We start from the raw sequence: 21,217 nt of genomic DNA on the forward strand, positions 1-21,217 counted from the left end.
TGAGATGAAAAAATACCTTTTGCTTAGTTGTTTTTTAGGTCTTTTCAGCTTCTGTCATTCAGACACTGCGTTTGGGGAAGCAGCTTATGAAAATAGTGGTGTTGTCTCCTTTTATGGAACGTATGAATATCCCACAGAAGAGTCGACAACAGCGACTAGTAATTCTTCCACAACGACCGAACCCACCAAGCCAGCTGACGGAGGCGCTTCATCCGTCCTTTCTTCTGGCGTATATGGGTCGCGACAAGGAAGATTACCAGCGACAGGTACCACCAATCAAGCACCATTTATTTATTTGGGAATCAGCCTTATCACTATAGGCATATTATTTATTAAAAGGAGAAGAGAAGATGAAAAAAACAGTATTAGCAGTAGTAGGGATTGTAGGATTTAGCGGTGTCCTAGCGACACAACAAGCATTTGCGGAAGACATTAACGTGAACTATACAAGTAATGGCGCCATTACATTTGAACCAGATACAGATCCAACGAAGCCAGTTAACCCAACCAATCCAGATGAAAAAGTTGAACCAGAAGATCCAACTGACCCAACTGGACCAAAACCAGGGACTGCAGGCCCCTTATCAATTGACTATGCTTCAAGCTTTCAATTTGGCGCCCAAAAAATCACTTCCGATACGAAAGATTATTACGCACAAATTCAAACATTTAAAGATGGAACAACAGGTCCCAACTATGTTCAGGTAACGGATAAACGTGGGACACAAGAAGGCTGGACGTTAAGCGCTGTACAAAATGCGCAATTCAAAACAGCCCAAAATGAAGAATTAGTGGGGGCCGCTTTATCGATTGCCAATGCAGGTGTGACATCGATTGTTGATGCCACATACGCGCCAACACCAACAGCAGCACATACCTTTGTTCCTGGAACAGAAGTAGAATTAGTCAAAGCAGAAGATGGCAAAGGGATGGGGACTTGGGTCTATCGTTTTGGGAAAGATGCGACAGAAGGTGCTACTGCCGTGAAATTAAATGTCCCAGGTAAAGCGATTAAATTAGCAAAAGAATATCGTACGACCTTAACATGGACATTGAAATCTGTACCAACGAATGTTGGAGGCTAAGTAAATGAAAAAAACAGTCGTCTACTCCTTGTTATTCGGAACAATGTTGCTTGGCGCCACTGTTCCTGCTGAAGCGGCGACGGTCGTTTTTGATAGCGAACAGTCGATTGTTTTTACCCCAAGCACAGATGGGACGGATCCAGTAAATCCAGAAAATCCCGATCCAGAAAAACCAGTTCGACCAGTCGATCCAACGAATCCTGATGGACCTAATCCAGGTACCCCTGGGCCACTTTCCATCGATTATGCCTCAAGTTTGGATTTTGGGAGTAATGAGATATCGAATAAGGATCAAACGTATTTTGCCAGAGCGCAAACCTATAAAAACCCAGATGGTTCAGCAAGTGAATTGGCAACTGCTAATTATGTACAAGTAAGTGATTTACGGGGAACCAATGCTGGCTGGGTTTTAAAAGTGAAACAAAATGGTCAATTTCGTAATGCAGAAACATTACACAAAGAATTAACAGGCGCCACCGTCGCCTTTACTGAGCCCAGTGTTCGCTCAAATGCGACGGACGTATTGCCGCCAACTGCTACCGCAAACATTCAATTAGATGCTGCGGGCGCAGAAACTGTTGTCATGCAAGCCCCAGAAAAGACCGGCGCCGGAACGTGGATCACGCTGTGGGGGCAAGCAGAAAAAGTGACCGAAAAAAATCAACAAGGACAGCAAGTAAATGCCACAATCACACGGGCAATCTCACTAACTGTTCCCGGGAAAACCCCTAAGGATGCAGTACAATATAAAACAACATTGACTTGGCTACTTTCAGATGTACCAGTAAATAATGGAGGGAAATAAATGAAAAAGACAAAAGTAATGACATTGATGGCAACCACAACTTTAGGCGCATTGGCACTTGTACCAATGAGTGCATTAGCGGTCGACGGTGGTGAATACCAAACAAACGGAGCGATTCAATTTGCACCAAATACGAACCCAACGAATCCAGTTGATCCGACGAATCCAGATCCGGATAAACCAATTACGCCAGTTGATCCAACTGATCCGACAGGACCTAAGCCAGGGACAGCAGGTCCGTTATCCATTGACTATGCATCTAGTTTATCTTTTGGGGAACAAACGATTACCTCAAAAAATATGACCTACTATGCAGAAACACAAAAATACAAAGATAATGCTGGTGCCGACCAAGAAGGCCCGAACTTTGTTCAAGTCTCAGATAATCGTGGGACTGAAACAGGTTGGACGTTAAAAGTAAAACAAAATGGTCAATTCAAAACTGAAGCCAACCAAGAACTAACAGCGGCCAAAGTAACTTTAAGCAACGGACGCGTGGTTTCAGCTTCACAATCTGCAAAACCAACGACAGCGCCAGCTACGATTGAATTAAACCCAACTGGGGCTGAATCAGTGGTCATGGCTGCTGGCGATAAAGAAGGTGCGGGTACGTACTTAATGAGCTGGGGCGATAGTGTAGATACCGCTAAAACAAGTATTTCATTAGAAGTACCTGGTTCAACCACAAAATATGCGAAAAAATACACGACAACTTTTACTTGGACTTTGACAGATACACCTGCTAACACAGGAAACTAAGAACGACAGCATACACGCAAGATCGGGATATAAGTCAAAAATTTTTTGGCTTATCTTTCGGTCTTTTGGTGCTTATAATACAACAAAGAATGAAAGATATAGGAGAATGAATATGAACAGATGGAAAGTATATGCAACGGTAATCGCTTGTATGTTATTTGGCTGGATTGGCGTGAAGGCGCACGCTTCTGAATTTAATTTTGCGGTCACACCAACAATTCCCGAAAATCAAGTGGATAAATCAAAAACCTACTTTGACTTAAAAATGGCGCCTGGTGCCAAACAAACCGTAGAAATTCAGTTACGCAATGATACAGATGAAGACATTACCATTGAAAATACGGTGAACTCAGCGACAACGAATTTAAATGGCGTAGTAGAATATGGCCAAAACGGGATCAAACCTGACAAAACTTTACGCTTTAACTTAAAAGATTATGTGGAAGCACCGAAAGAAATCATCTTGCCGAAGCATTCCCAAAAGACCTTACCTTTAACCATCACGATGCCTAAAGATTCTTTTGATGGCGTGATGGCTGGCGGCATAACACTCAAAGAGAAAAAGAAAGAAACCACGACTTCTGCGGATCAATCAAAAGGGTTAGCTATTAATAATGAATACTCCTATGTTGTGGCCATTATTCTTCAGCAAAATGAGACAAAGGTTCAACCAGATTTAAAATTACTGGGGGTTAAACCAGGCCAAGTCAACGCGCGAAACGTCATCAATGTTTCTTTACAAAACCCACAAGCGGCCTATTTAAACCAATTACATTTAATCAACACTGTTTCAAAAGGAGGCGAAACGCTTTACCAATCCGATACTGAGGATATGCAAGTGGCGCCAAACTCTAACTTTAGTTACCCAATTTCTTTAAAAGGGGAACGATTAACGCCAGGGAAATATGTCTTGAAATCAACGGCCTATGGTGTAAAAGATGAAAAGGGCACCTATCAAGTCAAAGGCGCCAATGGTGAAGAACGGTACCTGTACAAATGGGAATTTACAAAAGAATTTACTATTTCTGGGGACGTCGCTAAAGAATTAAATGAAAAAGACGTAACCATTAAAGAAACCAATTGGTGGTTGTATCTACTGATTGCATTCATCATTCTAGCGCTGCTCTTATTGATTTTCTTCTTGTATCGTAAAAAGAAAAAAGAGGAAGAACAACAATCTGAGTAATAAAAAGGGCTATCTATTGACAAAAAGGGTTTTCCTTGTAAAAGTAAAGGTACTTTTACAAGGAATTGCTTCCCATAAAGTAGAGGTAGAGAGAGTGAGAAGCCATGAGAAAAAAGTATCTTTTTTTATTTAGTTCTTTGCTAATTTTTACGGCTGTCGAAATAGAACCAATTCAAACATTGGCGACACCTATTTATAATCCCTTAGAACCAACGGAAGAAATTCAACCAAAACCAGAATCAATCACCCCTCAGGAAAAGTCAGAACCGGAACAACCTGCGCCAACCCCTCCGGAAGATCAAAAAACTACGGTTCCTTCTGAAGAAAAAAAGCCTTCACCCAAGAAAAAAGACAAACCTGTGGAGAAACCGGCAATGTCAAAAGAAAAAAAGAAACAAACAAAAGAAACAACGGCTCATCCCCTACAAGTGAATAAAGATTTTGTCTTTCCTAACGGACTTGGTGCAGGCGGCGATGAAGAATCTGAAAGCTATTTAGCAGCGGTTGGGTACTTTCTTTCAGGAAATGGATTGTATGGGAAAAAAATGGATGTGAGAGAAGTCTATGATATTGATGATGTTTTTAAATAAAGTGGATAAAAGAAAAATCGCCTTATTTCAGTTACTGGAAAATGCACCGATGTTAACAGAGGCAAAAGAAACCGTAATGCAGGAGTTAGAATTATCTGAATTTATCGTGAACAAAACGGTCGCTGAATTAAATGCCGATTTTATTGAATTTGGTTTATCAGAGGATTTTCAAATTGTGAGCGATGGTATTTTCTTAACTCTTAATGAATCAGGAACGGAAACTTCTGATACTTTGATTGATTGCTATATTAAAGAGTCGTTACGTTTTGCTATGTTTCAAGATTTCTTTTTTCAGCGTTTTGATTCTGTGAATGAGTTTGCGTTAGAACACTTTGTTAGTCACACATTGGCTTATAAGGAGTTCAAGGAATTAAAGAAAATGCTGGAAAATTATCAAATTACAATTAATAAAGAATTTCACTTAGTGGGAAATGAAACCAATTTACGCGAAGTAACAACACTGGTTTTTTTACAATTATACCAACGTGATTTTTCATTGTACGGTAAAAAAGTTTTAGAGCAGATTCGGAACTTTGAGCTATTTTTTTCTGAGAAGGTTCATCTTAATCAGCGTGCAGGCTATGCACAAGCTAAATGTTTTCATTTTTTGGCGGTTTCTTTAGTACGAACGCAGCAACAGTTTTATGTAGAGAAAAAAGTAGATTCGCAAGTGTTAAAACAATTAGCCGGTGACAATCAGCAGAATGTTTTCAATTGGTTAGAGAGTCTTCAAATCCCAGAACCACAACGAACAAACGAAGGCAATTATTTACTCTTATTTTTAATTGCTGAAGAGTGGCTTCAAGTAGCTTCAGCAGCACTTTGCCAAAGATTTGCAGAAATTCAACAATTGAATCGTGACTTGTTAAGCTATTTAAAAATACAATTTCAGCTTTCCGAGGAAGTCCTGCAAGGTTTTGAACAAAAAGTAACAATCGTTCATTTTAAATTGTTCCATTTTCCAATAGAAGCAAACTATAGTTATCGCAAAATGGATATAACCTACTTTGCAGAAACGTATACAGAGTATTTTTCTGCTAGTCGACAATTTATTCAAGAACAAAAAACGAATCCCGCTGTTTGGGATGCCAGACAGTTTTTATTTTATCGGTATCTGTTGTTAATGGTGGATGCGTTACCATTGAAAAAAGTTTTGGCTCCGATTACATTGTGTGTCGACTTTTCCTTTGGTGAAGCCTATAATCGTATGATACAAAAAAATATTGAAAAAATTACGGAATGGAATATCATTTTCAAAGCACATGTAGATGAAAGTGTACAATTAATTTTATCGGATATTCATTTTGTCGATTGGCCTGAGATTACTCAAATTATTTGGCTAGCGCCACCACGTCCTGTTGATTGGTCGCATTTTATTAAAACGCTGAGTGCACTAAGACCGCACTCGGGAGAAGAAAACAAGGTCGGGACAGCACCGCTTAGCTCCGAGAAATAAGAAGAAATTTCCGGAAATTGTTCTTTAATTTTTGGATAATTTCGGCTTATTTCCGAAGGAGCTGGTTCTGTTCCCGCCGTTTATCAGATTTTGAGCGTGGAGCAAAAATCCAAAGTGATTTTTGTACCGCGCTTTTTCTTTTAGAATATAAAAATTAAAAATAATAAAAAAGTTGAAACTTTTTATGCTTGTGATTCGTCTATATAAGTGTACAGGAAAGGAGGTTCCAGAAATCGATGGTTTTCGATGGTTGGAAAAGAAAAAAACAAATTCGCGCGTTAGAAACGCTTGTGGATACCAAATATGAAAAAATGTATCGCATTGCCTTTAACTATACACATTCGAAAGAAGATGCCTTGGATGTGATTCAAGAAAGCTTTGAAAAGGCACTGAAGGCCATCCAAAAAGGACCCGATATTAATGATTTTGACGCGTGGTTCTTTCGAATTCTGCTTTCTGTAGCGACAGATTATTGGCGTAAAAAGAAACGAGAAGCTGTTCATATTGAAAAAGATGAACATGTGTTAGCCCTTTTAAATAATCCCCAACGCAGTTTTTTAGAAATTGAAGAAATTATTAATCAATTAGATAGTCCCAATCGTGAAATTATTCTATTAAAATTTTTTGAAGGATTTACGCTAAAAGAAATCGCCTTGATCCTGGATATTAACGAAAACACGATTAAAACGAAGATGTACCGCAGTTTGAATGAACTCCGAAGTCTATTGAATTAGTAAAAGAAAGGAAGCGAAAAAATAATGGAAGATTTTGTAAAAAGTGTTGTTAAAAACTTTTCAAAAGAATACCGCCAACAACCGTTGCCAACGGATCTACAAGCGGAAGTCAAAGCACGTTTTCATAAAGAGAAAAAGCGGTACACCTGGCTTCGTTTTAGAAACCGCTCACTGCAAAGTAGTCTAGTAGTGGCTTGTGGCTTTGTCTTATCAGTCAATTTGTTTCCAGGTTTTAGTGAAGCAGCCCGCAACATTCCTGTGTTAGATAAAATTGTTCAATTAGTCACCATCAAAACGTTGACAGCGAAAAAACAGGAAAGTGAAGTAAACATCGATGTCCCTAAAATCCAAACATCCCAAGAATCTTCAGTAGCCGACACGCTCAACAAAAAATACTTGAAAGAAGCCCAAACAGAATTTCAACAAGTCAAAGGGCAATTGTTTGATGGTTCTCGTGTTTCAGTCACTGGAGATTATGAAAAAGTCGTGGACGACCGTCGCTTCCTAGTGGTCAAACGAACCTTCACAGAAATTAAAGGCAGTTCTGCGACGACAACGAAATATGACACCATCGACAAACGAGCCAATGTTGTCGTTTCACTCCCCTTAATTTTTAAAAATGATTTTTACATTGATGTCATTAGTAGTGAAATTAAACAACAAATAGCAGACCAAATGAAGAACGATAGCAATAAAATATACTGGTCCGAAAAAGAGGATGCCCCCAGTGATGTTCAACCCTTCAAAAAAATTAAAAAGGACCAACCTTTCTATATCAATGAAAAACACCAATTAGTGATTGTGTTTCCCCAAGGAGAGATTGCGCCTTACTATATGGGCACTCCTGAATTTGTGATTCCTGATCAAGTCATTGAAAATGAATTGGCAGCGCCTAATTATTTAAAATAAACTCAGTAAAAAACACGCGACATTTCTTAAAACTGTCGCGTGTTTTTTGCTGACCTAACCAAGTCAGTTGCGGTTTTACTGAGAGAAGCGTACACTAGAATTAAGCATAACAAGAAAGGGCGAATGGCAATGGAAAAATCAGAAAAAATTAGTATTTTACAAGATGTGGTTAAAATTAAATCTGTAAATGGAAACGAAGAAGAAGTGGCAATCTATTTACAAAATCTTTTGAAGAAATATGAGATTCCTTCTGAACTTGTTTCTTATGCACCAAATCGTAGTAGTTTGGTTGCTTATTTAGGTGAAAACCGAGAAAAAGTCTTAGGGTTTAGTGGCCACATGGACGTGGTTTCTGAAGGGGACGAAAGTCAATGGACTTTCCCGCCATTTGCGGCCCATATTGAAGGAAATAAATTGTATGGCCGTGGCGCAACGGACATGAAAAGCGGCTTAGTCGCAATGGTTTTAGCAATGATTGAATTAAAAGAAAAGGAAGTTCCATTAAATGGAGCGGTTAAATTTTTAGGTACAGTTGGTGAAGAAGTCGGTGAGCTAGGTGCTGGCCAATTAACTGAAAAAGGCTATGCGGATGATTTAAGTGCCTTAGTCATTGGAGAACCAACCAATTATAACTTGATGTATGCGCACATGGGTTCAATTAACTATTCTGTTGTGTCACACGGAAAAGAAGCCCACAGTTCGATGCCAGAAGAAGGCATTAACGCGATTAATAATTTGAACGAATTTATTACAGAAGCAAACCAACAAATGGCGGAAGTCACAGCAAACTATGAAAATCCTGAATTAGGTCGAACGATTCACAATGTAACCGTCATTAAAGGTGGCACACAAGTGAACAGTATTCCAGGTCAAGCAGCCTTGCAAGGGAATATCCGTTCAATTCCAGAATTCAGCAACGACCAAGTCATTGCATTATTACAAAAAATTGTCGATGAATTGAACAAAAAAGAAAAACATCAGTTAGAATTAACGATTGATTACAATAAAATTCCTGTAAAAGCTGAGAAAGATTCTGCGTTAATTCAAGCCATTCAAGCCCAATTTGATCAACCATTACCATTAGTGACAAGCGCTGGGACCACAGACTTAGCTGAATTTACTAAATCAGACAATACATTTGATTGCGTTGTCTTTGGACCAGGTGTGACCACTACTGCACACCAAGTCGACGAATATGTCGAAATTGATAATTATTTAGATATGATTGATAAGTATCAAGCGATAGCAAAAAGTTATTTAAATTAAAAAAATGTCGCGCCTGAATCATAAAAATCAGGTGCGACATTTTTTATAAGGTTTATTCCACCACAGTCCATTCATTTAAGGTTTTGCCGTTCTCATCAACTAGCTCTAACCAGCTGTTTGTTCCAGCAAAATAGAGAAACAAGCCGACTTCATTAACGCTTTTTAAGACGATATCTTCCGTTGTGACAAAGTCTTTAAATTGGCTCTTGCGTTCATCACGAAGTTTTTCACCAAATCTAGCGGAGAAACCGACAGACCCGTCTTTATTTAAAGGGGCTTCGGGCATCATTGTCGCGCCAGCTTTAATAAGCATTTCATTGCGCTTTTGCCAAAAAACAGTTGCTTTGCTTTGTCGAGTATCAATATAAAAAGGAATTTGGCTGACTTCTTTTGTCCATTTGTGGCGTGCTTTGGCTGGTCTGGCTTTCTTCGGCGCCGGTTTTTTAAACAGAGAGTAGCCAAAACGTTCCAAGATAAAGGTGACTGTTTCTTTATAGTTAGTCACTGTCGCTACCGCACTTTTCGGAATTTTGACTGTCGTTGGGGTTGCTTCCAATGTTAAACCACTTTCTTTCGCATCATCTAGGAAAGCTTGCGCTAAATAGGCAAGTTCTGTGTCCCAAGTCGGTTTCAACAAAATCGAGTGATCAAAAGAAACTTCTTTATATGTAGCTTTTTCTTCAGCAAGTCCTAAAGCAACTAGTTGGTTATCTCTTAGCAAGAAAAGAATCGCTGCCTCTTTTTTCGGTAATTTAGTTGTTTGTTCAATGATTAAGTGGGCCTGATCGGCTAAATCAATGAGTGTCTTTGTTTTTTTTAGATCAACGGTTAAATGTAAGTCCATGAAGTCTGCTCCTTTATCGTTAGTTTCTTCATTGTATCATGAAATAGCGTCTTCGTCTTTTAACGAGTCAGCGACCTTACAATATTGTTTGAAACAAAAAGAAGCTTTCGTGGTATACTTACTCACATACATAATTTTTAATGAGGAAAGTAGAGGAACAAGAATGAAAACACTTGGCAATATTTTATGGTTCATCTTTGGCGGCTTTTTTGGTGGCTTATCTTGGCTATTCGCAGGCGTGATTTGGTGTATTACAATTATCGGTATTCCGATTGGTTTACAATGTTTTAAATTAGCGGGGTTGAGCTTTTGGCCGTTTAAAAAGCGAGTCGTGTATAGTGATAGCGGCGTATCTTTGGTGGTAAACATTATTTGGCTGATTATCAGTGGACTACCATTAGCAATTGGGCATTGTATTAGTGGCTTGTTGCTTTGTCTGACAATCATCGGTATTCCGTTTGGGCAACAATCCTTTAAATTGGCGAAATTAGCGTTAATGCCGTTTGGGGCCCGTGTTGTTTCAACAAATGATTTTTATTTTGAATAGTCAGAGGTTTCTCATTGACAAATAAAACGAAACAGCGTATTCTATAAATGTAACAAATAACGTTACATTTAGTTTGGAGTGATTAGACATGGCCATGTCAACGAAATTAAGTGTTGCGATTCATATTTTAAGTTTGATTGAAACAGGTCCTCAAGAACAAGTGACTTCTGAATACATTGCTTCGAGCGTGAATACGAATCCAGTCGTTGTTCGACGACTAATGAGCCAGTTAAAAAAAGCCGGCTTGATTCATTCCATGCGTGGAGCCAATAAAAATACCTTATTAAAGAAACCAGAAGAGATCTCACTGTATGAAATTTATACAGCGGTTGAATTGGAACGAGAGATTTTCAATATCCATCAAAATCCTAATCCAAACTGTTCCGTTGGGGCAAATATCCAATCGGTACTAGAAACTGAATTTACTAAAGTGCAACAAAAAATGGAAGAAGAATTGAAAAGCATCACCTTAGCAGATGTGATTCATGAAATAGAAGTTAAGAGAGATAAGTAATCTCTCTACTTTTAAAGTATTAAATGTAACTATTTTAGTTCTATTTAAAAATGAAAGGATGATTTACATGAAAGTAGCAGTATTAGGAGCAACAGGAAAAGAAGGACAATTACTTTTAGCAGAAGCTAAACGTCGCGGGATGGACGTGACAGCCATCGTTCGTAATGCTTCAAAAATAACAGATGGCACACCGACCATTGAAAAAGATGTTTATCAATTAACAACAGAAGATATCCAAGCGTTTGATGTATTAATTAGTGCCTTAGGATTCCCTGATGTGCAAGATTTCCCCAAATCTACCCAGCATTTGATTGAGATTTTAACCAATCAAAAAACGCGCTTGTTTGTCGTTGGGGGCGCTGGAACCTTGTATGTGGACCCAGAACACACAACTCAATTAAAAGATACACCATCATTCCCAGCAGAAATTCAGCCATTAGCTTCGGCGATGGGCGAAGCTTTAAACTTATTGAAAGAAGCTCAAAACATCCACTGGACCTATATTAGTCCTGCAGCCATGTTTGATGCTGATGGTCCTGCGACAGGCCATTATGAAGTCGCTGGCGAAGAATTGACAACCAATAGTCAAGGTGACAGCTACATTAGTTACGCAGACTACGCCGTTGCCATGTTAGATGAAGTGGAAAGTAATGCACACCCAAATCAACGAATTAGTGTGTATCAATAAAAGAAACAAGAAAAATGGGGCCTCCGTTAAAACAACGGAGGCCCCATTTTCTTGTTTGATTAATTATTGCTAATGTATTTACTGTTTGGGTGCTCGGTATCCTGCTGCTTCTGCTTCTTCAACAGTAGAGAACCAAGCCACTGGATTAGTGGTTCTATTATAATATCTACTTCCAGGCACATGATAAATTCCATTACGTGACCCTTTAATTAAGGCGTTACCGCTTGGTGCTTCCGCAGCAGCCGTCTCGACTTCCGCTGGTGCCTGTGCGGCTTGTTGCGCCTCTGCTTCAGCTTGCGCTTTTGTTGCCGCTTCGGCTTGTTCTTTTTGCGCTTTTTCAGCGGCTAGTTTCTGAGCTTCTGCTTCTTTTCGTTGTTTTTCTTTGTGGGCATCTAATTGAGTTTTAACAACGGCTACCCGTTTTGTTAAAGCTTGATTTGGGGAGTTTAAAGCGTCAATTTGTTTGATCGCTTCATTATAGTAAGCTTCATTAGTTGGTTCTTGTTCAGCTTTTTCAACAGCGGCAGTTGCACTGGCGACTAATTGTTCATTTTTTTCTTTTTCAGCGATAGCGGTTTGAACAGTCGTTAATCGTTGTTGAAATCCTTCTTTGCCAACTGGGGCAGCAGCTACTAATTTTTCAGCTGCTTGATAATCGCTTTTACTTTTAGATTTTTCAGCAGTTGTAACTGCTTCATCAACAGGTACTGCTTCTTTGATTTTTTCAAGGCGATCATTGTATTCCTCGTATTCTTGACTTAATGAAGATACTAAGGTTGCGGCTTCATCATAGTTTTTCTGAGAAGGTTGTTTTTCAGCGTAAGCTAAGGCTTTTTCTGTTTTGGCCAATTCTTGCTCAGAATCTGTGATGCTCGCAATAAATTCTTTTGATGGTGTGACTTCGACTGATTTTTCAACTTTGGTATCTTTCTTCTCAGCCACAAAGGTGATTTTTTGCGTTTTTTCATCGGACAGTTTTACTTTGTAAGCAAATGTTTTGTCTTTCGTTTTTACTTCCTTGCCATTGGCCGTTAGTTTGCTGTTGCCGTCGTATTCGCCTTTGATGGTGGCTGAGCCATTGGCATCGGTTTCAACACTCTCTGCATCAAGTGAAAGCGTTGGGGAAGAATCTGTCGTGGCAACCCCACCAATAAATAGAGCGGCACTTGCTAATGCGGCATAGCCATATTGTTTTTTCGGTTGTTTCTTGATTAATGCTTTGATAGTCAGTCCCCCGCTGACAAGTAACCCTAATAGACCCAAAAGTCCTACTACTACACTCATTCATTTCTCTCCTTTCGATATAACGTTATTATACAATGTATTGTGAGAAAATGAACATTTTTTTCGTAATAATTAATAAATTTCCTGATAAAAAAATTATTTCCTGAAGCTCAAATTCTTTTGTAAAAATTTTGTTGTGCTAAAATGGAAAGTGAGTTTAACTACGTATGTTATTAGAGAAGGGGAAATCAATGAAAGCAGAAATCATTGCAGTCGGAACAGAGTTATTACTGGGACAAGTAGTGAATACCAACGCCACCTTTTTATCAGAAGAGTTAGCTGCGCTAGGCATCGATGTTTACTATCAGACCGTTGTTGGTGATAACGGCGGCCGCTTAGAAACGCTACTAACAGAAGCAGAACAAAGAAGTGATTTAATTGTCCTTTGTGGAGGGCTAGGACCTACAGAAGACGATTTAACCAAGCAAGTTGTCGCACAACATCTCCATAAATCATTAGTAGAAGATCAAGAAGGATTGAACCGCTTGCACCAGTTTTTCCAACAGTCTAAGCGGCCAATGACGGAAAATAATCTACGACAAGTGTTAGCTATTGAAGGTGGACAAGTTCTTCAAAACCCGACAGGATTAGCGGTTGGTTCTTTCGTAACAGAAGGCACAACAAGCTATTTGCTCTTACCAGGACCACCCAATGAATTAATTCCGATGTTCCAACAAGCGGCACGACCTTTATTGATTGATGCGTTTCCACAAGAAGAACAATTGATTTCAAGAGTCTTGCGTTTTTATGGGATTGGTGAATCACAGCTGGTGACCGAGATTCAATCGTTGATTGCGCACCAAACGAATCCAACCATTGCGCCTTATGCTAAGCCTAATGAAGTGACACTTCGTTTAACAGTTAAAACAAAAGACTTAGTAGCTGGCGAAGAATTATTAACAGCGACGGAAGAAAAGGTTTTAGCTAAAGTGGGAGACTATTTTTATGGGTATGGGGATGACAATAGTTTAGCCAAGGTAACAGTGGATTTGTTATTACAAAACGGACAAACCGTCACGGCTGCTGAGAGCCTCACTGCTGGCCTATTCCAAAGTACACTGGGGGAAATTGCGGGTGCTTCGAAGATTTTTAAGGGAGGCTTCGTGACGTATTCGCAAGAAACAAAAGAGAACTTTTTAGGAATTTCTCATGAACTTTTAGAAGAACATGGCACGGTAAGTGAAGCGTGTGCCAAAGAAATGGCAGAGAAAGCGCGTCAGTTAGCTAAATCTAACTATGGTTTATCATTTACTGGGGTCGCTGGTGACCCAATCGAAGGTCAACCGACAGGCACTGTTTGGATTGGGCTGGCGGAAGAAGGCCAACCAACTGTTGTAGAATGTTTCCATTTTAACCGTGATCGAAATTATATTAGACAGAGTGCGGTTATGCGAGGGTTAGATCTTTTGCGGCGACGAATCATTAATAAAAAATAAATATGCGAATGTTTGTTCGGTTTTTTCTTGCTTTTTTGGTACAAAAGAGATATGATAGACCTACTAACAGGAAATGAAAAATAAGTTTATATAAATTAAAGGAGGATTATCCATTGGCAGATGATCGTAAAGTGGCTTTAGATGCCGCACTGAAAAAAATTGAAAAGAACTTTGGGAAAGGTTCTATTATGAAATTAGGCGAAAAAGCTGATCAAAAAATTTCAACTATCCCTAGTGGTTCTTTAGCGTTAGATGTTGCATTGGGCGTAGGTGGGTATCCACGTGGCCGAATTATTGAAGTATATGGTCCTGAGAGTTCAGGTAAAACAACTGTTTCTTTACACGCAATTGCAGAAGTGCAACGAAATGGTGGAACAGCCGCTTTTATCGATGCTGAGCATGCATTGGATCCTCAATATGCGGAGAAACTAGGCGTTAACATCGATGAATTACTTTTATCTCAACCAGATACGGGCGAGCAAGGCTTAGAGATTGCCGATGCCTTAGTTTCAAGTGGTGCGATTGACATCGTTGTTATCGACTCGGTTGCTGCGTTAGTTCCTCGTGCAGAGATTGATGGTGAGATGGGAGCGAGCCATGTCGGCTTACAAGCTCGACTAATGTCTCAAGCACTACGTAAATTATCAGGCTCAATTAATAAGACAAAAACAATTGCTATTTTCATTAACCAAATTCGTGAAAAAGTTGGCGTGATGTTCGGAAATCCTGAAACAACTCCTGGTGGACGTGCATTGAAATTCTACGCAACGGTTCGTCTAGAAGTCCGTCGTGCAGAACAGTTAAAACAAGGAACAGACATCGTCGGTAACCGCACAAAAATTAAAGTCGTTAAAAACAAAGTGGCGCCACCATTTAAAGTGGCAGAAGTTGATATCATGTATGGCCAAGGGATTTCCCAAGAAGGCGAATTACTAGATATGGCTGTGGAAAAAGACCTTATCAGTAAAAGTGGTGCTTGGTATGGCTACAAAGAAGAACGAATTGGCCAAGGCCGTGAAAATGCCAAACAATACATGGCGGATCATCCTGAAATGATGGCAGAAGTGTCTAAATTGGTCCGTGATGCATACGGCATCGGTGACGGTTCAACCATTACAGAAGAAGCAGAAGGTCAAGAAGAATTACCCTTAGATGAATAGATAACGAGTGAATACGACTCGTTAAGAAGAAGGACAACACTTACTGAACAGGACAGGTGTTGTCTTTTTTTGTTTAGAACTAAATTGTTAAAGAGACTGTTGTCCATGTCCGAACCCATCCACATCAAGCAGCTTAGTCAAACGGCAGACTATGCGGCGTTTGTTCTAAAATTTAAACAATTCGTGACGGCGGAAACCTAAAAATGTGACGTTGTCTAATATTTGCTGCCCTTTCCAAAAGAAAGGGCTTTTTTAAGTTGACACCTTTCGCGACAAACATTAGAATAAAATTGTGTGTATGCACAAATATGCAAGTAGGCATATTGATAATTGATTTTAGTTTATCAAAAAACTACAAGATATGAATTAACAAAAAGATAGTATGGAGGTGGAAATATGGTTTTAAATATTCTCCTCGCTATCGTCGGTTTGATTGTCGGTCTTGGTTTAGGATTTGTTATTGCAAAGTCACGTCATGATAAAGCAATAAATGGTGCAAAAATTTCAGCGTCGAGTATTCTCGAGAACGCTCGGAAAGAATCAGAAACACTGAAAAAAGAAGCATTGCTAGAAGCTAAGGAAGAGAACCAGAAGTATCGTTCAGAAATTGAAAGTGAGTTGAAAGAAAGCAGATTAGAACTTAAATCTCAAGAAAATCGTTTAATTCAACGGGAACAAACGTTGGATCGTAAAGATGACTCTCTTGAAAAACGTGAAGGCTCACTGGAAGAAAAAGAAGAGAAACTTGGTGCTAGACAGCAATTAATTGATGAGCGAGAAAAAGAAGTAGAAAACTTAATTAATCAGCAACATCAAGAATTAGAACGAATTGCTTCCCTTTCAAAAGAAGAAGCAAAATCGATTATTATGAAGTCAACAGAAGAAGAGTTGAATCATGAACTAACCTTGATGGTCAAGGAGTCAGAACAACGTGCCAAAGAAGAATCTGATCGCAAAGCGAAGAACTTGCTTTCCCTAGCAATTCAACGTTGCGCCGCCGATTCTGTTTCTGAAACAACTGTTTCCGTGGTCACTTTACCAAATGATGAGATGAAAGGTCGCATTATTGGTCGTGAAGGACGTAATATTCGTACATTGGAAACATTAACAGGGATTGACTTAATCATTGATGATACGCCAGAAGCGGTTGTGTTATCCGGATTTGATCCAATCAGACGAGAAATCGCTCGAATGACCTTGGAAAAATTAATCCAAGATGGTCGGATTCATCCCGCTCGTATCGAAGAAATGGTAGAAAAATCACGTAAAGAAATGGATGAACGGATTCGTGAATACGGAGAACAAGCAGCCTTTGAAGTAGGTGCTCATACGTTACATCCTGATTTAATTAAAATTTTAGGCCGTTTACGTTTCAGAACAAGTTATGGTCAAAATGTCTTGAACCATTCAATCGAAGTAGCAAAACTGGCTGGCGTTTTAGCCGCCGAATTAGGCGAAGATGTTCAATTAGCCAAACGTGCAGGTTTACTACATGATATTGGGAAAGCATTAGATCATGAAATTGAAGGTTCTCACGTTGAGATTGGCGCAGAATTAGCTGCGAAATATAAAGAAAATTCAGTAGTTATTAATGCCATTGCCTCGCATCATGGTGATGTGGAAGCAACCTCAGTTATTTCTGTTTTAGTGGCAGCCGCAGATGCGTTATCTGCAGCCCGTCCAGGTGCACGTAGTGAATCGTTAGAAAACTACATTCGCCGCTTAGAAAACTTAGAAAATATTTCTAATAGTTTTGAAGGCGTTGATTCAAGTTTTGCTGTTCAAGCAGGACGTGAAGTTCGTGTCATGGTGAAACCAGAAGAAATTTCTGATTTAGAATCTGTTCGTTTAGTTCGAGACATTCGGAAGAAAATTGAAGATGACTTGGATTATCCAGGACATATCAAAGTAACGGTTATCCGTGAAACACGTGCCGTTGACTATGCGAAATAAAATAAAAAGCGAATAAGTATCGCGTGTAGTGTCTCAACGAACAATTGCAAGGATTGTTCGTTGAGACACTTTTTTTAATCTTTTAAAACCAAAACTTTCTTTTCAAAGCGAAAACAACTATAATAAACAAGAGATGTTAAAAAGAGAAGAGGAACCTTTTTGCGTATATTATTTATAGGAGATGTTGTCGGTTCTTTAGGAAGAGAAGCCCTAGCAACGTATGTCCCTAAATTAAAGAAGAAATATCGTCCACAAGTGACCATTGCCAATGGTGAAAATGCGGCATCTGGTCGGGGAATTACTGGCAAGATTTATAAGAAATTTTTGCAAGATGGTGTCGATGTTGTCACGATGGGCAACCATACGTGGGACAACAAGGATATCTTTGAATTCATTGATGATGCGAAGAAAATGGTTCGTCCAGCGAACTTTCCAGAAGATGTGCCTGGTCAAGGAATGGTTTTTGTGAAAGTCAATCAATTGGAACTAGCGGTGATTAATTTACAGGCCCGCACATTTATGGTGCCATTGGAAGATCCTTTCAAGAAAGCCGCCGAGCTAGTGGCTATCGCTCGCAAACGGACACCGCTCATTTTTGTGGATTTTCATGGCGAAACGACAAGCGAAAAACAAGCCATGAGCTGGTTTTTAGATGGCCAAGTTTCAGCCGTTGTTGGAACACATACGCATGTTCAAACAAATGACGCTCGGATTTTACCGAAAGGGACAGCCTTCTTAAGTGATGTCGGTATGACCGGTCCTTATGATGGGATTTTAGGAATGAAGCGTGAACCGATTATTGAGAAGTTTATGACAGCATTGCCGAAGCGCTTTGAGGTAGTCGAAACAGGGCGGACAATTTTATCTGCCTGTATTTTAGAGATTGATGACCAAACGGGCCAAGCGAAGATGATTGAGCCGATTCAGATTAGCGAAGATCGCCCGTTTCAAGAATAATAGAAGAAAAGTTAATCTCGGATCATTAAGAGGTTAACTTTTTCTGCTCTTATAGAAAAAGTGCCGGTGAAAGATGAAGGTGAAAAAAATGGAGCCGTTGAATTTAGATGCACAAAGTAATAAAGAATTAGAAAAATTGTTACATTTAATTGGACAAGATGAAGTCATTCAGCGCTACCAAGCGATTGAAGAAAAGGTAAAGAAAAACAAAAAGCTGACAGAATTAGTGGAAGAAATTAAAGCTGCGCAAAAAGATGCGGTTCAATTTGCTCACTATGGCAAACCAACTGCTGAAAAAGAAGCCATTCAACGAGCTGATGCGAAAACAAAAGAGTTTGATGAGCACCCACTCGTTGTATCCTACCGCGAACAACTGATCGAAGCCAATGACTTAGTCCAACATGTCACGGCGCTCATTCAATACCGCGTGAACGAAGAGCTAGAGAAGGAAGGGAATTAAATGCCACAAAAGACAAAAAATACACCCATGATGGAACAATATTTATCCATTAAGGCCCAATACAAGGATGCGTTTTTATTTTATCGCTTAGGTGATTTTTATGAATTATTTTATGAAGATGCTATCAATGCAGCGCAAATCTTAGAATTGACGTTAACCAGTCGTAACCGCAATGCGGATGATCCGATTCCTATGTGTGGCGTTCCTTATCATGCCGCGCAAGGCTACATTGATACGTTGATTGAGCAAGGCTATAAAGTAGCGATTTGTGAGCAAGTGGAAGATCCAAAGACTACCAAGGGCATGGTCAAACGAGAAGTGGTGCAGTTGGTAACGCCAGGAACGGTGATGAATAGTAAAGGCTTGGAAGCCAAAGACAATAATTACTTAACCGCTGTGCTAACAGATGGTAATCAGTTCGGTTTTGCCTATGTAGATTTGAGTACAGGCGAATTAAAAACAGCAGTCTTGGCTGATGAAGAGGGCGTTTTGAACGAAGCTTCTGCGTTGCAAACAAAAGAAATGGTCCTAGGTTCAGGGATTCCTGAATCGTTAAAAGAGAACTTAAGTTTACGTTTAAACATCATCTTTTCGACACAAGAAACGGTGGAAGAAAATGCCGAGTTTAGTTTTTTAACCAATGAACTGATTAATCCATTAGAAATTGAAATTACAGGCAAATTATTATCTTATTTATCCGTTACCCAAAAGCGGAGCTTGTCCCATATTCAGAAAGCTGTGGAATATCAGCCAGATCATTTCTTGAAAATGGATCATTATTCTAAATTCAATTTAGAATTGAGTCAGTCGATTCGAACAGGACAGAAAAAAGGGACTCTTTTGTGGTTATTAGATGAAACGAAAACAGCTATGGGCGGCCGTTTATTAAAACAATGGTTGGATCGTCCGCTAATTCAGGAACGTCAAATTAAGACGCGTCAAGAAATGGTGCAATCCTTATTAAATGCCTATTTTGAACGCTTGGATTTGCAAGCAGCATTGACGAACGTTTATGATTTAGAGCGGTTAGCAGGACGCGTGGCATTCGGCAGTGTGAATGGGCGTGATTTAATTCAATTACGGACCTCTTTAGAACAAGTACCAACGATTCGACAGTTAATTGTCGGGATCAATCAAGGGGAATGGGATGATTTGTTAGTCGACTTAAACCCTGTTGAAGATTTAGTGGCATTGATTGCGACGGCGATTAATGAAGAAGCCCCTTTACAAATTACTGAAGGAAATGTCATTAAAGACGGCTATAACGACCAATTAGATGAATACCGTGATGCCATGCGCAATGGTAAGCAATGGTTAGCGGAGTTAGAAGCGAAAGAACGCCAAGAAACAGGGATTAAAAACTTGAAGATTGGCTACAATCGTGTCTTTGGTTATTTCATTGAAATCACTAAGTCAAATTTAGCGAATTTAGAAGAAGGAAAATACGAGCGGAAGCAAACATTAGCTAATGCGGAGCGCTTTATTACGCCAGAACTAAAAGAACTAGAACGTTTAATCTTAGAAGCCGAAGAAAAATCAGTTGAACTAGAATATCAATTGTTCTTGGCCGTGAGAGAACAAGTGAAAACGAACATTGATCGGTTGCAAACATTGGCTAAAACCATTAGTGCGGTTGATGTTTTACAATCTTTTGCAACAATTAGTGAACGGTATCAATACGTTCGACCAACGTTAAGAAGTAACACGAAAAATTTGGCGATTGTCGAAGGACGACACCCAGTCGTGGAAAAAGTTTTAGGGCATCAAGAATACATTCCAAACAGTATCCGCATGAACCCAGAAACAGATATTCTCTTGATTACTGGACCAAACATGTCAGGGAAAAGTACCTACATGCGTCAATTGGCTTTGACGGTGGTCATGGCGCAAATTGGCTGTTTTGTACCAGCGGAAAGTGCTGAAATGCCAATTTTCGATCAAATTTTTACACGGATTGGGGCCTCTGATGATCTAATTGCAGGGCAAAGTACCTTTATGGTAGAAATGATGGAGGCTAACCAAGCACTGCGACACGCCACGCCTAACAGCCTAATTTTATTTGATGAATTAGGACGCGGCACGGCAACCTATGATGGGATGGCGCTAGCGCAAGCCATCATTGAATATATCCATCGTGAAGTACAAGCCAAAACGCTATTCTCTACACATTATCATGAACTAACTGTTCTAGATGAAACCTTAAAAGGCTTGAAGAATATTCACGTGGGCGCTGTCGAAAAAGATGGCGAAGTGGTCTTTCTTCATAAAATGATGGAAGGACCTGCTGATAAGAGCTATGGGATACATGTTGCTAAAATCGCTGGTTTACCAAGCCCGCTTTTAGAACGAGCAGCCACCATTTTATCCGCTTTAGAAGCGGAAGAAACAACGATTCCAATTTCAGTTCATCATGAAGAAGTTTCAGAAGTACATGAAGAAACCGAGCAACTTTCATTATTTAAAGAAGTTTCAACAGAAGAATTAAGTGTCATTGACACATTGAAGAAAATGAATCTATTAGAAATGACACCACTAGATGCGTTAAACATGCTTCATCAATTGCAAAAACGTATCTAATTAGGAA

At 39.4% G+C, this 21,217-nt stretch carries 21 protein-coding genes; 19 read left to right on the forward strand and 2 right to left on the reverse strand.

Annotation, left to right across the window (positions count from 1 at the left end):
- Positions 1 to 4 precede the first annotated feature (4 nt).
- The 10 genes from IGI97_RS01490 (at position 5) to IGI97_RS01535 (ending at position 8,790) form a co-directional block, all read left to right on the forward strand.
- A complete protein-coding gene (locus tag IGI97_RS01490) occupies positions 5 to 394 on the forward strand; it encodes an LPXTG cell wall anchor domain-containing protein (protein WP_002354835.1) in 390 nt (129 codons plus the stop codon).
- Complete coding sequence (locus tag IGI97_RS01495; RefSeq protein WP_016633546.1) at positions 351 to 1,085, forward strand: WxL domain-containing protein; 735 nt, start codon at positions 351 to 353, stop codon at positions 1,083 to 1,085. The genes IGI97_RS01490 and IGI97_RS01495 overlap by 44 nt, the downstream gene beginning before the upstream one ends.
- 4 nt (positions 1,086 to 1,089) lie before the next feature.
- Positions 1,090 to 1,890, forward strand: a complete 801-nt coding sequence (locus IGI97_RS01500; RefSeq protein WP_002385162.1) for a WxL domain-containing protein — start codon at positions 1,090 to 1,092, stop codon at positions 1,888 to 1,890.
- Positions 1,891 to 2,649, forward strand: coding sequence for a WxL domain-containing protein (locus IGI97_RS01505; RefSeq protein WP_002385163.1), 759 nt, complete (start codon positions 1,891 to 1,893; stop codon positions 2,647 to 2,649).
- A gap of 106 nt (positions 2,650 to 2,755) precedes the next feature.
- On the forward strand, positions 2,756 to 3,835 hold the full coding sequence (locus IGI97_RS01510; protein WP_016633547.1) for a DUF916 and DUF3324 domain-containing protein: 1,080 nt from the start codon (positions 2,756 to 2,758) through the stop codon (positions 3,833 to 3,835).
- 104 nt (positions 3,836 to 3,939) lie between these two features.
- Positions 3,940 to 4,425, forward strand: coding sequence for a hypothetical protein (locus tag IGI97_RS01515; protein ID WP_002354843.1), 486 nt, complete (start codon positions 3,940 to 3,942; stop codon positions 4,423 to 4,425).
- Positions 4,400 to 5,881: a helix-turn-helix domain-containing protein gene (locus IGI97_RS01520; RefSeq protein ID WP_438737849.1), complete on the forward strand. Its 1,482-nt coding sequence runs from the start codon at positions 4,400 to 4,402 to the stop codon at positions 5,879 to 5,881. Before IGI97_RS01515 ends, IGI97_RS01520 begins: the two co-directional genes overlap by 26 nt.
- Before the next feature lie 236 nt (positions 5,882 to 6,117).
- Positions 6,118 to 6,615 (forward strand): RNA polymerase sigma factor, encoded by a 498-nt coding sequence (locus IGI97_RS01525; RefSeq protein ID WP_002372752.1) that lies wholly within the window; start codon positions 6,118 to 6,120, stop codon positions 6,613 to 6,615.
- A gap of 24 nt (positions 6,616 to 6,639) precedes the next feature.
- Complete coding sequence (locus tag IGI97_RS01530) at positions 6,640 to 7,524, forward strand: RsiV family protein (protein WP_002387401.1); 885 nt, start codon at positions 6,640 to 6,642, stop codon at positions 7,522 to 7,524.
- Between the two features lie 129 nt (positions 7,525 to 7,653).
- Positions 7,654 to 8,790, forward strand: coding sequence for an ArgE/DapE family deacylase (locus IGI97_RS01535; protein ID WP_002367472.1), 1,137 nt, complete (start codon positions 7,654 to 7,656; stop codon positions 8,788 to 8,790).
- A gap of 52 nt (positions 8,791 to 8,842) precedes the next feature.
- Here the strand turns inward: IGI97_RS01535 and IGI97_RS01540 are convergent, their stop codons facing one another.
- Positions 8,843 to 9,634, reverse strand: a complete 792-nt coding sequence (locus IGI97_RS01540) for a hypothetical protein (RefSeq protein ID WP_033594254.1) — start codon at positions 9,632 to 9,634, stop codon at positions 8,843 to 8,845.
- 163 nt (positions 9,635 to 9,797) lie between these two features.
- Between IGI97_RS01540 and IGI97_RS01545 the strand changes: the two genes are divergently transcribed.
- From IGI97_RS01545 to IGI97_RS01555, 3 genes are all read left to right on the forward strand, one after another.
- Positions 9,798 to 10,181, forward strand: a complete 384-nt coding sequence (locus IGI97_RS01545; RefSeq protein WP_002358999.1) for a YccF domain-containing protein — start codon at positions 9,798 to 9,800, stop codon at positions 10,179 to 10,181.
- Between the two features lie 88 nt (positions 10,182 to 10,269).
- A complete protein-coding gene (locus IGI97_RS01550; RefSeq protein WP_002383201.1) occupies positions 10,270 to 10,695 on the forward strand; it encodes an Rrf2 family transcriptional regulator in 426 nt (141 codons plus the stop codon).
- Between the two features lie 58 nt (positions 10,696 to 10,753).
- Positions 10,754 to 11,383, forward strand: coding sequence for an NAD(P)-dependent oxidoreductase (locus IGI97_RS01555; protein WP_002365397.1), 630 nt, complete (start codon positions 10,754 to 10,756; stop codon positions 11,381 to 11,383).
- Positions 11,384 to 11,461: 78 nt separating this feature from the next.
- Here the strand turns inward: IGI97_RS01555 and IGI97_RS01560 are convergent, their stop codons facing one another.
- A complete protein-coding gene (locus tag IGI97_RS01560; RefSeq protein WP_438737852.1) occupies positions 11,462 to 12,667 on the reverse strand; it encodes a sunset domain-containing protein in 1,206 nt (401 codons plus the stop codon).
- 191 nt (positions 12,668 to 12,858) lie between these two features.
- Here IGI97_RS01560 and IGI97_RS01565 point away from each other — a divergent pair, with 191 nt between their 5' ends.
- The 6 genes from IGI97_RS01565 to mutS all read left to right on the forward strand — a co-directional run bounded on the left by IGI97_RS01565 (position 12,859) and on the right by mutS (position 21,210).
- Positions 12,859 to 14,103 carry a competence/damage-inducible protein A gene (locus tag IGI97_RS01565; protein ID WP_010820333.1) on the forward strand — a complete coding sequence of 415 codons (1,245 nt, stop codon included), beginning with the start codon at positions 12,859 to 12,861 and terminating at the stop codon, positions 14,101 to 14,103.
- Positions 14,104 to 14,216: 113 nt separating this feature from the next.
- The gene (gene recA / locus IGI97_RS01570; RefSeq protein ID WP_002354860.1) at positions 14,217 to 15,263 is read left to right on the forward strand and encodes a recombinase RecA; all 1,047 of its coding nucleotides are present in this window, start codon (positions 14,217 to 14,219) and stop codon (positions 15,261 to 15,263) included.
- Between the two features lie 396 nt (positions 15,264 to 15,659).
- Complete coding sequence (gene rny, locus IGI97_RS01575; protein WP_002354863.1) at positions 15,660 to 17,216, forward strand: ribonuclease Y; 1,557 nt, start codon at positions 15,660 to 15,662, stop codon at positions 17,214 to 17,216.
- 159 nt (positions 17,217 to 17,375) lie between these two features.
- Positions 17,376 to 18,173, forward strand: coding sequence for a TIGR00282 family metallophosphoesterase (locus IGI97_RS01580; protein WP_002354864.1), 798 nt, complete (start codon positions 17,376 to 17,378; stop codon positions 18,171 to 18,173).
- 73 nt (positions 18,174 to 18,246) lie between these two features.
- A complete protein-coding gene (locus IGI97_RS01585) occupies positions 18,247 to 18,633 on the forward strand; it encodes a RicAFT regulatory complex protein RicA family protein (RefSeq protein WP_002368471.1) in 387 nt (128 codons plus the stop codon).
- Positions 18,634 to 21,210: a DNA mismatch repair protein MutS gene (mutS, locus tag IGI97_RS01590; protein ID WP_425151580.1), complete on the forward strand. Its 2,577-nt coding sequence runs from the start codon at positions 18,634 to 18,636 to the stop codon at positions 21,208 to 21,210. It begins immediately after the preceding gene.
- Positions 21,211 to 21,217: the final 7 nt, after the last annotated feature.

It is taken from the genome of Enterococcus sp. DIV2419 (genome assembly GCF_051711865.1).
GTDB lineage: Bacteria > Bacillota > Bacilli > Lactobacillales > Enterococcaceae > Enterococcus > Enterococcus faecalis.

What these genes read in the sequence shown, in the direction of transcription:
- IGI97_RS01490 (WP_002354835.1), top strand. Translation starts at nt 5, where the DNA reads ATGAAAAAATACCTTTTGCTTAGTTGTTTTTTAGGTCTTTTCAGCTTC.
- IGI97_RS01495 (WP_016633546.1), top strand. Translation starts at nt 351, where the DNA reads ATGAAAAAAACAGTATTAGCAGTAGTAGGGATTGTAGGATTTAGCGGT.
- IGI97_RS01500 (WP_002385162.1), top strand. Translation starts at nt 1,090, where the DNA reads ATGAAAAAAACAGTCGTCTACTCCTTGTTATTCGGAACAATGTTGCTT.
- IGI97_RS01505 (WP_002385163.1), top strand. Translation starts at nt 1,891, where the DNA reads ATGAAAAAGACAAAAGTAATGACATTGATGGCAACCACAACTTTAGGC.
- IGI97_RS01510 (WP_016633547.1), top strand. Translation starts at nt 2,756, where the DNA reads ATGAATATGAACAGATGGAAAGTATATGCAACGGTAATCGCTTGTATG.
- IGI97_RS01515 (WP_002354843.1), top strand. Translation starts at nt 3,940, where the DNA reads ATGAGAAAAAAGTATCTTTTTTTATTTAGTTCTTTGCTAATTTTTACG.
- IGI97_RS01520 (WP_438737849.1), top strand. Translation starts at nt 4,400, where the DNA reads ATGATATTGATGATGTTTTTAAATAAAGTGGATAAAAGAAAAATCGCC.
- IGI97_RS01525 (WP_002372752.1), top strand. Translation starts at nt 6,118, where the DNA reads ATGGTTTTCGATGGTTGGAAAAGAAAAAAACAAATTCGCGCGTTAGAA.
- IGI97_RS01530 (WP_002387401.1), top strand. Translation starts at nt 6,640, where the DNA reads ATGGAAGATTTTGTAAAAAGTGTTGTTAAAAACTTTTCAAAAGAATAC.
- IGI97_RS01535 (WP_002367472.1), top strand. Translation starts at nt 7,654, where the DNA reads ATGGAAAAATCAGAAAAAATTAGTATTTTACAAGATGTGGTTAAAATT.
- IGI97_RS01540 (WP_033594254.1), bottom strand. Translation starts at nt 9,634, where the DNA reads ATGGACTTACATTTAACCGTTGATCTAAAAAAAACAAAGACACTCATT.
- IGI97_RS01545 (WP_002358999.1), top strand. Translation starts at nt 9,798, where the DNA reads ATGAAAACACTTGGCAATATTTTATGGTTCATCTTTGGCGGCTTTTTT.
- IGI97_RS01550 (WP_002383201.1), top strand. Translation starts at nt 10,270, where the DNA reads ATGGCCATGTCAACGAAATTAAGTGTTGCGATTCATATTTTAAGTTTG.
- IGI97_RS01555 (WP_002365397.1), top strand. Translation starts at nt 10,754, where the DNA reads ATGATTTACATGAAAGTAGCAGTATTAGGAGCAACAGGAAAAGAAGGA.
- IGI97_RS01560 (WP_438737852.1), bottom strand. Translation starts at nt 12,667, where the DNA reads ATGAGTGTAGTAGTAGGACTTTTGGGTCTATTAGGGTTACTTGTCAGC.
- IGI97_RS01565 (WP_010820333.1), top strand. Translation starts at nt 12,859, where the DNA reads ATGAAAGCAGAAATCATTGCAGTCGGAACAGAGTTATTACTGGGACAA.
- rny (WP_002354863.1), top strand. Translation starts at nt 15,660, where the DNA reads ATGGTTTTAAATATTCTCCTCGCTATCGTCGGTTTGATTGTCGGTCTT.
- IGI97_RS01585 (WP_002368471.1), top strand. Translation starts at nt 18,247, where the DNA reads ATGAAGGTGAAAAAAATGGAGCCGTTGAATTTAGATGCACAAAGTAAT.
- mutS (WP_425151580.1), top strand. Translation starts at nt 18,634, where the DNA reads ATGCCACAAAAGACAAAAAATACACCCATGATGGAACAATATTTATCC.